At 56.6% G+C, this 13783-nt stretch carries 10 protein-coding genes; 7 read left to right on the top strand and 3 right to left on the bottom strand.

Annotated elements, in window-relative coordinates:
• Together ACUNV4_RS19020 and ACUNV4_RS19015 are read left to right on the top strand one after the other, a co-directional pair.
• A partial coding sequence (locus ACUNV4_RS19020) for an Ig-like domain-containing protein (RefSeq protein ID WP_430880182.1) occupies positions 1–1961 on the top strand: 1961 nt, incomplete at its 5' end.
• Positions 1954–4941 (top strand): EAL domain-containing protein, encoded by a 2988-nt coding sequence (locus ACUNV4_RS19015; protein WP_430880181.1) that lies wholly within the window; start codon positions 1954–1956, stop codon positions 4939–4941. The genes ACUNV4_RS19020 and ACUNV4_RS19015, both read left to right, overlap by 8 nt.
• Positions 4942–4985: 44 nt before the next feature.
• Here the strand turns inward: ACUNV4_RS19015 and ACUNV4_RS19010 are convergent, their stop codons facing one another.
• Both ACUNV4_RS19010 and ACUNV4_RS19005 read right to left on the bottom strand, forming a co-directional pair.
• On the bottom strand, positions 4986–5405 hold the full coding sequence (locus tag ACUNV4_RS19010) for a hypothetical protein (RefSeq protein ID WP_430880180.1): 420 nt from the start codon (positions 5403–5405) through the stop codon (positions 4986–4988).
• Positions 5405–6985 (bottom strand): alkaline phosphatase D family protein, encoded by a 1581-nt coding sequence (locus tag ACUNV4_RS19005; protein WP_430880179.1) that lies wholly within the window; start codon positions 6983–6985, stop codon positions 5405–5407. The genes ACUNV4_RS19010 and ACUNV4_RS19005 overlap by 1 nt, the downstream gene beginning before the upstream one ends.
• A gap of 354 nt (positions 6986–7339) precedes the next feature.
• On the opposite strand from ACUNV4_RS19005, the gene ACUNV4_RS19000 reads away from it, so the two are divergent.
• From ACUNV4_RS19000 to ACUNV4_RS18980, 5 genes are all read left to right on the top strand, one after another.
• On the top strand, positions 7340–9853 hold the full coding sequence (locus ACUNV4_RS19000; protein WP_430880178.1) for a CotH kinase family protein: 2514 nt from the start codon (positions 7340–7342) through the stop codon (positions 9851–9853).
• Positions 9854–10006: 153 nt separating this feature from the next.
• The gene (locus ACUNV4_RS18995) at positions 10007–10300 is read left to right on the top strand and encodes a DUF1330 domain-containing protein (protein ID WP_430880177.1); all 294 of its coding nucleotides are present in this window, start codon (positions 10007–10009) and stop codon (positions 10298–10300) included.
• 312 nt (positions 10301–10612) lie between these two features.
• Entirely contained in the window at positions 10613–11014 is a 402-nt protein-coding gene (locus ACUNV4_RS18990) for a YidB family protein (protein WP_430880176.1), read from the top strand.
• A gap of 95 nt (positions 11015–11109) precedes the next feature.
• On the top strand, positions 11110–11358 hold the full coding sequence (locus ACUNV4_RS18985; protein ID WP_430880175.1) for a hypothetical protein: 249 nt from the start codon (positions 11110–11112) through the stop codon (positions 11356–11358).
• 92 nt (positions 11359–11450) lie between these two features.
• Positions 11451–12794: an esterase-like activity of phytase family protein gene (locus ACUNV4_RS18980; RefSeq protein ID WP_430880174.1), complete on the top strand. Its 1344-nt coding sequence runs from the start codon at positions 11451–11453 to the stop codon at positions 12792–12794.
• 55 nt (positions 12795–12849) lie between these two features.
• Here ACUNV4_RS18980 and ACUNV4_RS18975 read toward each other — a convergent pair whose 3' ends face one another.
• Positions 12850–13620 carry a GntR family transcriptional regulator gene (locus ACUNV4_RS18975; RefSeq protein ID WP_430880173.1) on the bottom strand — a complete coding sequence of 257 codons (771 nt, stop codon included), beginning with the start codon at positions 13618–13620 and terminating at the stop codon, positions 12850–12852.
• Positions 13621–13783: the final 163 nt, after the last annotated feature.

The raw sequence follows: 13783 nt of genomic DNA, 5'->3' as shown, positions 1-13783 counted from the left end.
ATGACGTGAACGAAGCGCCAGTGATCATCAGTGATGGGGGTGGAGTCACCGCTACCGTCTCTGTGGATGAAAATCAAACCGCAGTGACCACGATCGCCGCCACCGATGTGGATGACAGTGATACACAGACTTATAGCGTGACTGGTGGTGCAGACCAAACTGCCTTCGGTATTGATTCGAGCACGGGTGAACTGTTCTTTATCACCGCGCCTGATCATGAAATCAGGGATATCTACGAGGTGGAAGTCACGGCCACGGACGATGATGGACTGACCGATGTTCAGACGCTGACCGTGTCGGTCAATGATGTGAACGAAGTACCAGTGATCACCAGTAATGAGGGTGGTGCGACTGGCGCTGTGTCTGTGGATGAAAACCAGATGGTGGTGACCACAGTCACGGTCACCGATGTGGATGACAGTGATACACAGACTTATAGTCTGACCGGCGGTGCAGACCAGACTGCATTCAGCATCAATTCAAGCACGGGTGAATTGTCCTTCGTCACTGCACCAGATTACGAAATCGAGGATACCTACGAGATAGAAATCACGGTCACAGACAGCGGCGGATTGACAGGTGTACAGACGTTGACCGTATCGGTCAACGATGTGAACGAAGCACCCGTGATCACCAGTGATGGAGGCGGGTCGAGTGCTATGGTGTCCGTTGACGAGAACCAGACCGCAGTGACCACAGTCACATCCAGCGATCCAGACATCGGTGCAACTCATACCTACAGCGTAAGTGGTGGCGTGGACCAGGCTGCGTTCACAATCGACGTAGCTGGTGGAGTCCTGACTTTCACCTCGACACAGGATCACGAAACGAAAGATCGCTACGTGGTTGACATCACGGTCACTGACGACGGTGGTCAAACCGATGTCCAGACACTGACGGTCAAAGTGCTGGATGTGGATGAATCGCCAATCGCTGAATCCGACACCCTGGCAGTCGATCATGAGCAGGCGTTGAAGATCGATCCGCTGGCATCGCTGTTGTACAACGACGTCGATCCGGAAGGAGGAACGCTGACGCTGGTGAATTTCAGCCAACCTCAGCATGGCACCCTGATTCTGGAGGATTCGGGTTTGCTGGAATACAAGCCTGATCAAGACTTTGCCGGCAGAGATGGATTCGACTATGAGGTGGAGGATTCGGGTGGTAATCGTGCCAGTGCCCACGTGTGGCTGGATGTTCAGCCGTCGAGCGAACCGGCGCCAGACACTGAGGTCCCGAAACTTGGTGCGGCAAACGAGGTAATCATCGAGGTAGAGGAGAACCCGGTTGCCGCGATCGATACCGCGGTCGCCAACAATACCGAAGTTGCCTCTTCGATGATCACTTCATTGATCGATGAAGAGGTTGGTTACAACAATATTGGTCGGTTGCATGAGCCAGTCACCGAGAGAAATGATGATACTTCCAGAACATCGTCCGCAGACACCGAGTTTGTCTCTCTGACAGCCGGCATTGTCATCGAACAGGCTGAGGACACTGACAGGCAACGACTATCGACTCGACCTGTTGCCAATGCCATCAGCACCATGTTGCAGCTACTGCTTGAACATGACATCAGTAGTCTGGCTGCAGACTTCGATCTGGATCTGAGCCATGAATATCAATCCATCGAACTGCGAGACGCCATCTTCGCCCTGCGCGATCAGGTGGATCAGTTGGTAGAAGAGTCGAGTGCGGGAAAAACCCTGGTCGCTTCGGCGCCGACAATTGTAGGTGCTTCTCTGACCGCGGGAGTTGTGACCTGGGTACTGCGCTCCGGTCTGCTGGTGTCAGCAACGATCACCGCTACTCCGTTGTGGCGTCCTCTGGATCCGGTGCCCATTCTGACACGATGGGATGAAGATGAACCATGGTATGGAAAGGGCAACGCCGCAGATGCGGTTGAACGACCTGATGCGGCCAACGATCCTGATAACTCAGGGGAGGCGAAGAATGCTTGAAACGCTGAAAAACTGGCGCTTGTTCAAAGCCGTGGCACCACTTGCACGTCCCTTGATTCTGGGAAGCAGCCTGGTCATGCTCAGTCTGAGTGTGATGTTTCTGGCGGATTTGCTGGGTCTCAGAACCGATGCGGGCGAGGTCTCCCGAGAATCGCGCAAGGTGGTCGTCGAGGCCCTGGCAGTGCAACTGTCCGGTTTGGCCAGTGAAGGTGATTTTGGTGAATTGCAGACGGCAGTATCGCGCTTTGTCTTGAGAAATGCTGATATTCATGCGGCAACGCTGGTGCGGGATACCGGTGTTGTATTGGCCGAGATCGGCGATACGACTCTGTTCGACAAGAGCGCGTCCCGATCCACGGCGACTCAACTGAAGGTTCCCATCTACGATGAGAGCCGGCTATGGGGCGAGGTCCTGGTGGCATTCGCGCCTCTGACGAACCAGAAAAATGAATTCTTCTGGATGGCCTTTGTCACCGTATGCTCACTGGTGGCGTTCACTGCTTTTCTGAATAGAGCTCTGGTGCAACTGGATCCGGGGCGCGCGGTCCCGGGACGGGTGGATTCTGCAATGAACCTGTTCAGTGAGGGCGTGATTGTTCTGGATGAGAAACTGCGTATCGTGATGGCCAATCTGGCGGCTGCAAACATTGCCGGGAGCAACGCCAACGATCTGGTCGGCCGCTCGCTGGATGACTGGGCGTGGGAAAAGGAAGAGGGTTGGCAAGGTCCCTGGGCAACGACCTTGCTCAGCGGCCTGGCAAAGTCGGACGAGCCGATGACGCTGTTGAACGTCGATGGAGAAAAGCGCTCGTTTCTGGTCAGCTGTGCGTTCATCGGAGAAGGCGATGAGGGCAAGAAAGGGGTACTGGTGACCCTGGATGACATGACGATCGTGGAGCGACAGAACCGCGAGTTGACCGCGACACTGGTCAAGCTGCGCCGGTCAAAGGAGGTGATCAGTGAAATGAACCGCGAGCTGAAGCTTTTGGCAACCACCGATCCTCTAACCGGTATAGCCAACCGTCGTACGCTCATGGAAATGCTTGAAGCTTGCATCAAGCAGGCGCAGCAGGAAGGTACGCCGTTGTCGTGCATCATGACCGACATCGATCATTTCAAGCAGGTCAATGACCACTACGGACACGCTGTGGGCGACGATGTGATCAAGGCGATAGCGGAAACCTTGCAGGGAGTTTGTCGTGATCAGGACATGGTCGGGCGTTATGGTGGTGAAGAGTTTGTCATTGTTCTCCCCGGAATGGCTGCCGAGGAGGCTGCGCAGGTTGCCGAGCGTGCTCGTATTGCAGTCATCGCTCTGGCCTACGGAGATCGCCTGGCGGTTCCGAGGCTGTCATCCAGTTTTGGTGTCGCCGATCTGTCTTGCGGCGCGACCGAAGGTGGCCCATTGGTTGATGCTGCCGATCAGGGCTTGTACAGGGCCAAGGAGGCTGGACGCAATCGAGTGGTGATCCATGATCGGGAGAATGACGCCGCTGCGGAGACCTCACCGGATACATCCAGTGCGACTGCCCGCAAGATGAATGAGACCCTGGTGAATTCATCAGACTCGGATCATGCCAAGGCTCGCATATTGGAGCTGGAAGGTTTGTTGCAACAAAGAGAACATGAGCTCAGCGTGATTGGCGAGTTCGATGTCCTGACGGGGATGCCATTACGCTCGATCTTTCTGCAAAGGACGGAAGCAGAGCTGATCAGGGCCTCCAGAGATGACTCGCTGGTGGGGGTCATCTCCTTTGCCATACGGGACCTGGATCGCTTGCTGGCTACATTTGGCTATGCGCAGTGCGACGAGCTGATCATCAATGTCATGGATCGTCTGCAGAACGGATTGCGATCCACCGATCTGGTATCCCTGCTGTCGGCCGAGCATTCGCTTTCCAGAATCACATCCAACGAGTACGCGATACTGCTCGCTTCCCTGAATGACACAACCAGTGCCATGGTTGTCGTGACTCGACTGAAGAGATTGTTTTCCGAGCCTTTTCTCATGAGCGGAGAAAAGGTGTACATCGGAGCTGCCATTGGAATTGCCATCTCTTCACACGGTGATGAAATGGCAAGCAGCCTCTTTGTCGAGGCCAGCGAGGCACGTGCCGCAGCGATGCTCAAATCGGACAAGATATCGCATGCGTTCAAGTCCAGTGAGTTGCATAGAGTGTCGAATGACTACATACGACTGGAATCGGATTTGCACGAAGCGCTGGCAGCGGATGCAATCGAGGTGTGGTTCCAGCCGAAGTTCGATCTCAATGCACGGCGGATCACTGGCATGGAAGCATTGCTGCGTTGGCAGCACGAGACTCGCGGCTTTGTGCCCCCGCAGTTGTTTGTCGAGGTCGCCGAGGCCAATGGTCTTATCGATGTATTGTCACAACGAGTGCTGAAGGAGACGCTGCAACAGATCATCGTGTGGCGTTCCATGGGGTTTGATGATCTGCGCGTGTCGATCAATATCTCACCCATGCAGCTGCGTGCGGAAACGCTGGTTGACGAGACCTTGCAGGCTCTTGAAAATGCCGGAGTCGAAGGACGGCAGCTTGAAATCGAGCTGACTGAAACCACGGTGCTGGATAACCCGGAGAAGGCCAGGGAGGCATTGTCCCGATTGCGGAAATCGGGCGTGAGCATCTCGCTTGATGACTTCGGAACCGGTTACACATCGTTGTCTCTGCTGGCGGATCTGCCTCTGGATGTAGTGAAGATCGACAAGCTGTTCATGGAGGAAGTGGAGTCCAGTTCGCGTTCACGGGCGATGGTGGGTTCGGTGATCAACATGGCGCATGCGCTGAACCTGCGAGTGGTCGCTGAAGGTGTCGAGACGAATGCACAATTGGATGTCCTTGATCAACTGGGTTGCGATGAAGTGCAGGGATACCTGATCAGTCGGCCGCAACAGGCTGGGCAGATAACCGCCTTTCTGGTCAATCAACGGAACAGTGAGCAAGCACGCCGTGCCTGAGCGTGTTCAACACACCTTTCTTCAACAGACGGAATGGCTCTGTTCTACAAGGTCTCGGGTTCCTTCGCCGGATTCATGAAGTGTCGGTCGGCCTCGGGCAGGCTGGCAAGCAAGGCGGGCATCAATTCGCTCATTCCCGTCAGCGGTGAGCCACATTCCCGTTCTCCCGTGGAGTCGAGAAAGGCCTGCCACAACAAATCCTCATCGGCTGTGGTGTTGCCGGCAATTGCGTGGTGCTGGATGCCATAGAAGCCATGATTGCGCGCCTGTAGCCACAGGCAATCGGCCTGATCACGGGCATCTGCCTGAATGTTCGGTGTCGGTACCAGAATACTGCGCAATCCATCGGACATGCTTTCTGGAAAGGCGCCGGGAAGCGCAAGACTGTACAGGATGCCGACCACACTAGCCAGGCATAGCCCGTCGATGCCGGTCAATAGCACTTTGCGACTTGTCTTCATCATCAGGCGTGGACCACGGTCGGATGGTTGCGCTCGACGACCATGCGTGCTCCTCGACTGAGTACGCCGTCGCGTCGTGAGACGGTGTCCATCACCATGAAGTCGCTCTGCCATTGTGTGGGGCTGATCGTACAGCTCAGGTAGCCACGGCGATTGCTGTGATGGTGAACGTGCGGGTGGGTTGGGGCAATGTCATGCCAGTAGCTGGCAACCTCGCTGCCATCCCCGCCGGAACTGATGGAAGTGGTCGTCAGTTCGACTGCTACCGACTCCCCGTCAGGCTGGTTCATGACATGGGGCACATCCGCTGCCCAATGGCTGTGTATATCGCCGGACAGCACTACCACATTCCTCAGTCCGGTCTCGACAATCTGCCCGACCAGACGGTCGCGAGCGGCAGGGTAGCCGGACCACTTGTCCATCACGTGCCGGTTGCCTGCACTGCCAGGATTCGCCTCGCGGCCGAACATCGGTACTTGCTGTGCCAGGACATTCCAGTGGGTCTGGCTGCCGCTCAAGCGATCGCGTAGCCACTGTTCCTGACGACTGCCCAGCATGGTGCGGTCGATATCCGTGATGTTCGTGCAGGTGGCAACCGATCGCTCATGACAGGCTTGTCGCGAGCGATACTGGCGGGTGTCGAGTACATTGACCGACATCAGCTGGCCGAACTGCAATTGCCGGTAGAGCTGCAAATGCCCCGCTGTCGGCAGCGAACTGCGGCGCAGTGGCATGGCCTCGTAGTATGCCTGGAAGGCAGCAGCCCGGCGCAATCGGAAGATCTCGGGTGGCGTATTGGTTTCGCTGAACTCTGCCGCCCAGTCGTTATCGATCTCGTGATCATCCCAGGTGGCGATGAACGGAGCCGAAGCATGCATGGCTTGCAGATCGGTATCGAGCTTGTAGAGCGCATAGCGATTGCGGTAATCGTCCAGAGAGAAGGTCTCCTCTCCCAGGTGCTTGCGCACGCGTGTGCTCTTGCCGTCATACGGGGCGTATTCGTAGATGTAGTCCCCCGTGTGAAAGATGGCGTCGAAGTGCTCATCCGCCATATGCCGATAGGCACTGAAAAACCCCTGTTCGTAGTGGTTGCAGCCACAGACTCCGATCTGCAGTTGCTGGATATCGTCATGTCTGGCGGGCGCCGTACGTGTTCTGCCGACCGGACTCTGAATGCCGCCTGCGGTAAAGCGATACCAGTAATCCCTGCCGGGCAGCAGACCTTCGACTTCGATGTGGACGGCGTGTCCCAGTTCGGCCCGAGCCAGCGCCTTGCCTGCCTGCACCGGGCGATGGAAGTGCTCATCATGCGCGATTTCCCAGTCAAGCTCGATGGCCACATGTGGCAGACCACCACCTTCCAGCGGCTTCGGCGCCAGTCGGGTCCAGATAACCACACCCTCGGGTAGCGGATCGCCGGACGCAACGCCCAGAGTGAATGGATAGCCATCGAATACCGGTTTGGCCCAGAGGCGCTGCGTACCCGATACCAGCAGGCTTGCACCGATCCCCAGCTTCCAGCTGACATTCAGGAATTCGCGTCGCGACAGACTGGCGAGTGTGCGCTCATAGGGCGTACGCATCGAGGCAACTACCGAGTGAGAATCAGACTCGCATCATGTTGTCGGTTTATGACATGAAGCCTTCAACATCATGATGTTTCGATGACAGTCGAGTGTCTGGTGTTATATGACGATGTGCAATCGATTCATGACCGTTGGTCAGGAAATATGGGCTGATACTTCAGCGAGTGGCACTCTTGCATTACAGCGCAGGTATTTTTACCTTGCAGATACGGTCATGAGATGACTTTTGTCAAAGCCGATGAACCGTGTTACCCCTCAGAATGGTAGGCAAGCGAAGCGCTTCATCAAGGAGATGCCATGTTTCATTCAATGATGTCACGAAGACGGCTGCACACGAGAGCTCACGCGAAGATGATTTTCGCCGGTTTGTCGTGGCTTTTACTCAGCGTATCGGCAAGTGCAGCCGCACCGTCTGCCCCCGGCTCCCTGCGATACGAAAATTATTCCAGTACTTCCGGAGAAGTGTTCTGGAATCGCGCCAGTGACGATGGCCTGGTCGTTTACTACGAGATCAAGGTCAATGACACCCTCATCGGCAATCGCGATGTGCTCAGCCACTATTTCCGGTCATTGGTCGAAGGTGAACCCTACACGGTAGCCGTCACCTCGATCGACGATCAGGGAAATCGTTCGGCCACGGCGACAGTCAGCTTTGTCGCTGGGGGCGGCACGGTAACCGTCGGCACAATCGCAGCGCCCACGGGAGTGAAGGCCAGCGTCTATTCCTCGACGTCGGCTGAAATCATGTGGGACCGACCTTCGACATTCGGTCTGAGTCATGAGATCAGTCGCAATGGCAGCGTTGTGTCAAGGACCAGTGGTATCAGTCATTATGACAATCAGCTGAGCCCCGGTACATCCTATACTTACCGTGTCGTTGCCATTGATCGTAGCGGCAAACGCTCGGATGCTGCGAGTGTCAGCCTGACGACCAGAGGCGGTACGACTACGCCGATCAGTGTCGCTGTACCCACGGGTCTGAAGGCCAGCGTGTATTCATCAACGTCTGCCGAGATCATGTGGGACCGGCCGGCAACCTTCGGTTTGAGCTATGAAATCAGCCGTAATGGCGAGCAGCTGAGCACGACAAACGGTATCAGTCATTACGATGACAATCTGCAACCGGACACGACGTACAACTACGACGTGGTTGCCATCGATCGAAATGGCAATCGCTCTCTGGCAGCCTCCGTCATGCTGGATACACCTGCCAGCAATCAGGCAGGCAATGGCGCTGACAATACCGAGTGGAATATTGCCGATGTCAGCCCGGATATCGTGGAGCCGGCCGATGTCTACACCCGGGACGGTTATGATCCTGTCGAGGTGCTTCGAGTGGATGTGCGCACGGAAACAACTCCCGGCATCTGCACGGCGGATGATCTGTCCGGCTGCACCCTGGACGATGTCATGGCCGATGTCGACAAGACCGATGATCTGACGGTAGACATTCCCATTCACGTCACGGCGGCAGACTTTCCCGAAGATGGCTTGGTCAGCAACGCCGAATTGCGCATGCGTGGTAGCGGTTCACGCAATGGCGCACAGAAGTCTCTGCGCATCAAGCTGGACAGCAAGAAGGATCTGTGGCGTGGCGAGCGCTACTTTCAGCTCAACAAACACCCCTTTGACGGTAGTCGCATTCGCAACAAGCTGGCCACCGATGTCATGGCGGTGATTCCGGGCCTGCCCAGCTTGCGCACTCAGTTTGTCAATCTGTGGATAGACGATGGCGAAGGTCCGGTGGATTATGGATTGTTTACCCATGTGGAACGTGTGAACGAGCACTATCTGGAAAAACGCGATTGGGATGACGACGGCAACATCTACAAGGCCGAGGACTTCCGCTTCAACACGGGTGATCTGTCGGACATTCTAGTGGACGATGAAGGCGAACCACTGGACGAGGATCGCTTTGAAACTTCCCTGTCGATCGAGAACGGCAAGGACCATCGCGCCTTGCAAGCCATGCTGAAGGACTTGAACGACCCTGACATCAGCTTCGAAACCGTACTGGATCAGTACTTCGACAGAAACAATGTACTGGCCTGGGTCGCCACCAACATTCTGGTGCATCAGGCGGATGCGGTTCGGCACAACTTCATTCTGTACAACCCGACAGACACGGAAAAGTTCTATTTCCTGCCATGGGATTATGATGAAGCCATGGGTCTCTGGAAGGAGCCGCCAACGGATCTGAGCAATGATTCGCTGCGTCAGCGTTCCGAATACGGCTACGGTCTGGCTGCCAGAAATGTCTTTCTGGAGGGCTTCTACCGACTGCCCGGCATACACGAGGAGATCGTGGAGGCGGTGGATTACCTTCGGCAGAATGTGGTGACGGATCAGTTCATGACGGAGAAGGTCGATGCCTACTTTGCGCTGGTTCAGCCCTTTCAGGAGCGCCTGCCGGACAGCGAGCACAATCCGAACTTCCAGATGGGCTCCGCCGTGTCCTATGCCAGTGCACCCGGCATGAACGCAGAAGCCTTGCGCAATACATTTCGTGCGCCGATCGGGGCGATCCAGCAGGATCCGGTGAAGCGGGCATCCGACTGGCTGTTCAGCTGGACGCCGGCATTTGACGTCACGGGTACCTCTGGCGGTATCAGCTACCGGTTGCAAGTGGCCACAACGCCCACCTTCGATGCCGATACCGTCGCGGTGGATGTCGGTGGTATTCCCGATGCTGCCGGGATCGTTAGCCGAACGGTGGATACGGCCCGATTGCCAACGGGCGATTACTATGCGCGAGTGTTTGCCATCCCGGCCAATGAGCCCGAGCGATTCTTTCAGGTATCCGGCAACAAGTTGTACGTCGGCAGCAATACCTACTATGGAGCGATAGGATTCAGCGTCGACTGATCCGGTCAGCAGGAACCGGCCCGGTCGGCGGGAGCTTGCCGGGCCGCCGCCTTCGCAGGTTATCCCGGTGGTGTCGTGGCCTTGTTGATATCCGCGATCGTACTGACTTGCTAAACTGCTGCACTCCTGTTTCAACTATCCTGGAATGACAGCATGCCAAAGGCGTATTGGGTTGCACGAGTATCGGTAAGCAACGAAGAGCAGTATCCGGAGTACCTGCAGGCAGGGGCGCCGGTCTATGAGAAGTACGGCGCTCGGTTTATCGTGCGTGGCGGTCGATGCGAAGATCTGGAGGGTCTGAACCGACCGCGCAATGTCATCGTCGAATTCAAGGACTTCGAGACGGCGATGGCTGCCTACAACAGCCCTGAATACCAGGCAGCACGCAAGCTGCGCAATGCGTTCTCCGACTCGGATTTCATGATCGTCGAAGGTTTCGACGGTTAGACAGTACCGTACCTGCCGGTGATGCAATGGAGAGCCGTCGGCCCGCCGCAGGGAGATCACCGCAGCGGCAGATCTGACGCTGCGTTCGTGCGAATCACATCGCACTGGTCAGCACCGTGTTATTCGCGATGGCTCGTTCATTGAAGAGTTCACAGTGCGACACACAGCAGCGTACCGGCTGGGCGTCCTGTGTTGACCACATTGTGTATCCTGTGCAGGTTGTAGCGACATGCATGCCGGTGAGGCGGTTCGATTCAACGGCCGGCTCGCGATCGGGCATGACCCACACATCAAAACAGTGAGGAGATCAGAATGGATCTTTTTAAAATGGGCCAGGACCTTCTGGGTGACAAGGTTGGCGACATGGGCGGTATCATGGATGCACTGTCGGGCCTGACCGACGGCAATGGTCTCGACCTGGCCGGTATTACCGACAAGCTCAAGGAAGGGGGGCTGGGTGACCAACTGAGTTCATGGCTGGGTGACGGCGAGAACGCACCGGTATCGGCAGACCAGCTGACCAATGCGCTGGGTGCTGACAAGATCGGTGAGATGGCATCGAAACTGGGTGTCGATGCGAGTGCAGCGGCGGAAACCCTGTCTCAGGCGATGCCTTCGCTGCTGGACAAGTTCAGCTCCGGTGGCAATCTGCTGGAGTCCGTGACCGGTGGGAATGACCCCATGGATATGGTCAAGAACCTGTTTGGCAAGTAATCGATCAATCGCCATCCCGGATGTCTGGCACGGCCACGGCTTGCGGCACGCACCAATGTGTCAGACATCCTCGCGGTAACAGGAGAGTCAGTACCATGTCGACAGATCATCGCAAGGCTCTCGAGCTGGCTCGCGACGGCCAGTGGGAGGCGTCTCACGAAATCGTACAAGCGCTTGACGATTCGTTTTCCAGCCTGATTCATGCCCACCTGCACCGGGTGGAAGGCGATCTCGGTAACGCCGCCTACTGGTACCGACGCGCGGGTGAACCCGTCTCTACCTTGACGATCGAGCAGGAGCTGCAGAGTCTGTTCGAGCGAGAGGCTGCCAACGCTGACGGCTGAGTCTGTCATGAAACCGTCACGGCACTGTCATCAGTCAGTACCATGACGCCATCACACTGGGAAGTCCATCTGAAGACAGAGACTTCCACATCATGTACCGTACTGCCACCGCCCTTTCCGTTCTGATGGCTACTGGCTCACTGCACGCTGCAGACGCCGTTCGCCATGAAGCAACACTCGAGGGGCATGCCATCCTGCCGGCAAGAACCCTGATCGCTGCCCCGGAAGATGCGCCAGAGGCCCTGCAGATCTCGGGCAAGTTCACCAGTCGGGGCAATCCCGTGCGGTCGACTGAAGAGCCGACTCAGGGTGAGAGCATGCCGTTGATCGGCCAGCCATTGCAGGGTTTTTCCGGTATTCGCACCGTCGGTGATGGCAGCTATCATGTGTTGACCGACAATGGATTCGGGTCCAGATCCAATTCTCCCGATGCGATGTTGTTCTTCCATCAGGTGCGCCCGGATTTTGCCACCGGCGAAGTGATCGTCGAGAAGACCACTTTCCTGAGTGATCCGAACAAGGTCGTCCCCTTCGTCACGACCATGGAAGGCTCGGAGAGCCGCTATCTGACAGGTGCCGATCTGGACATCGAAGGCTTCCAGATGGTCGGTGATGACATTGTCATCGGCGACGAATTCGGCCCTTACATCATCGTTGCCAATGCACAGACGGGCATTGTCAGTGAATTTCATGAAACCTACGTTGATGGTGAGCTGGTGAAATCTCCCGATCATCACTCCATTCAACTACCCAATCCGGGCGCTGAGCTACCGGCCTACACGGCGAAACGCTCACGTGGCTTTGAAGGGTTTGCGGCCTCTGTCGATGGAAAGACACTGTACCCCTTGCTCGAAGGCGCGCTATGGCAGGCTGACAAGAACGATTGGGAGCGTCTCGACGATGGCCGCTCAGCCCTGCGCATTCTGGAGATGACGGCAGCAACACGCGAATGGACTGGCAACTCCTGGCTCTACCCGCTGGAGGATGACAGCCACGCCATCGGTGACTTCAACATGATCGATGCAACTCGTGGCCTGATCATCGAGCGCGATGGCGGTCAGGGTGATGCCGAGATGGTCTGTGCAGAGAACGAGACGGAAGAATGTTTCGACAATCCAGCCGGCTTCAAGCGCGTCTATCTGATCGATATGGCAGGTGTGGAGCCAGGTCAGCCGGTCAACAAGGTGGCTTATATCGATTTGCTGGATATCCGTGATCCCGATGGTGTCGCCCGGCAGGGGCAGCGCGAGGATGCGCGTTTCACCTTTCCGTTCGTGACCATCGAGAATGTGGACCGTGTGGACGAGACACATATCATTGTGGCCAATGACAACAACTTTCCGTTTTCCACGGGTCGGACTCTGGGTCAGCCAGACGACAACGAGATGATTCTGCTCGAAGTCGGAGACTTTCTCCGGGCCTCAGTCGCCAACTGATACAGGCCGACGTTCGGTGGCGGACACGCGCTCGAAGCCGTGTCCGCTATCGGTATTACCCGCGCTGTCGTGAACGAGCAGTGCCCTGGCCCTGGGTCTCGATGAATTGCAGTAGCTCGGTATTGGTCGAGAGCTCACGGATCTCACCCTCCAGCGGGCCTATGTGCTCGACCAGCGCTTTTTCTGCCAGATCGGCATCGCCCAGGCGAATCGCTTCGACGATGCGGTGATGATCGGCCAGCACCTTTTCACCGCGGCGAATGCGGTGGGCACGCTTCAGATGCCGAATGCGATAGACCTCTGCCTGTGTCCGGCGCAATACATCCCAGGCGCCAGGAACACCAGCCATGCGGAAAAAGGTGGCATGCAGGCCTTCATCCAGAGCGAAGAAAGTCTGCTGGTCATCGCTCTCCAGTGCAGCGGTCTGCTGTTTCATGATGGCGTCGAGTTCCCCCAGATTGCTACCCTCGCGGGAATAGGCAGCAGCGCGGCGGACAGCACCGATTTCCAGTTGCAGACGAATGAAGCAGGCTTCTATGTAGGTCCCGATGCGTACGGGAGAGACATAGGTGCCACTCTTCGGCACGATATTGACGAGTCCGGCTTCCTCCAGGCGGATGATGGCTTCGCGAACGGGTGTCTTGCTGGCCTTGAAAAGACGGGACAGCTCCTTTTCGGAGATCATCTGACCCGGTTTGAGCTGAAATGTGACGATCAGCTGCCACAGCAATCCGTGGATCTGGGTGGTGAGGGACTCCTCGCCGGACAGGCTGACGCCGTCAAGCAACTCTTCCAGTGATACGACGCTGTTCTTGTCAACGGCCATGAGGGATTCGTGCGTTGGTGCTCATTCCTGTGCAGTATTCGAAGATGATGTCAATCGGGAAGTGTACTAGGAACGAGGCTGCTTCGTGGTTTCATCGCACCATACTGCGAACCCGCTCGGCCAGCGCCTGAGCCGGATTGCGCTGACGGACTCGTCTGCCGGC

This window comes from Granulosicoccus sp. 3-233, from assembly GCF_052681095.1.
This window is presented reverse-complemented; position numbering and strand designations above follow the sequence as displayed.

Bases quoted from the DNA above. Each gene is read 5' to 3' on its own strand.
- ACUNV4_RS19015 (WP_430880181.1), top strand. From the start codon at position 1,954: ATGCTTGAAACGCTGAAAAACTGGCGCTTGTTCAAAGCCGTGGCACCA.
- ACUNV4_RS19010 (WP_430880180.1), bottom strand. From the start codon at position 5,405: ATGATGAAGACAAGTCGCAAAGTGCTATTGACCGGCATCGACGGGCTA.
- ACUNV4_RS19005 (WP_430880179.1), bottom strand. From the start codon at position 6,985: ATGCGTACGCCCTATGAGCGCACACTCGCCAGTCTGTCGCGACGCGAA.
- ACUNV4_RS19000 (WP_430880178.1), top strand. From the start codon at position 7,340: ATGATTTTCGCCGGTTTGTCGTGGCTTTTACTCAGCGTATCGGCAAGT.
- ACUNV4_RS18995 (WP_430880177.1), top strand. From the start codon at position 10,007: ATGCCAAAGGCGTATTGGGTTGCACGAGTATCGGTAAGCAACGAAGAG.
- ACUNV4_RS18990 (WP_430880176.1), top strand. From the start codon at position 10,613: ATGGATCTTTTTAAAATGGGCCAGGACCTTCTGGGTGACAAGGTTGGC.
- ACUNV4_RS18985 (WP_430880175.1), top strand. From the start codon at position 11,110: ATGTCGACAGATCATCGCAAGGCTCTCGAGCTGGCTCGCGACGGCCAG.
- ACUNV4_RS18980 (WP_430880174.1), top strand. From the start codon at position 11,451: ATGTACCGTACTGCCACCGCCCTTTCCGTTCTGATGGCTACTGGCTCA.
- ACUNV4_RS18975 (WP_430880173.1), bottom strand. From the start codon at position 13,620: ATGGCCGTTGACAAGAACAGCGTCGTATCACTGGAAGAGTTGCTTGAC.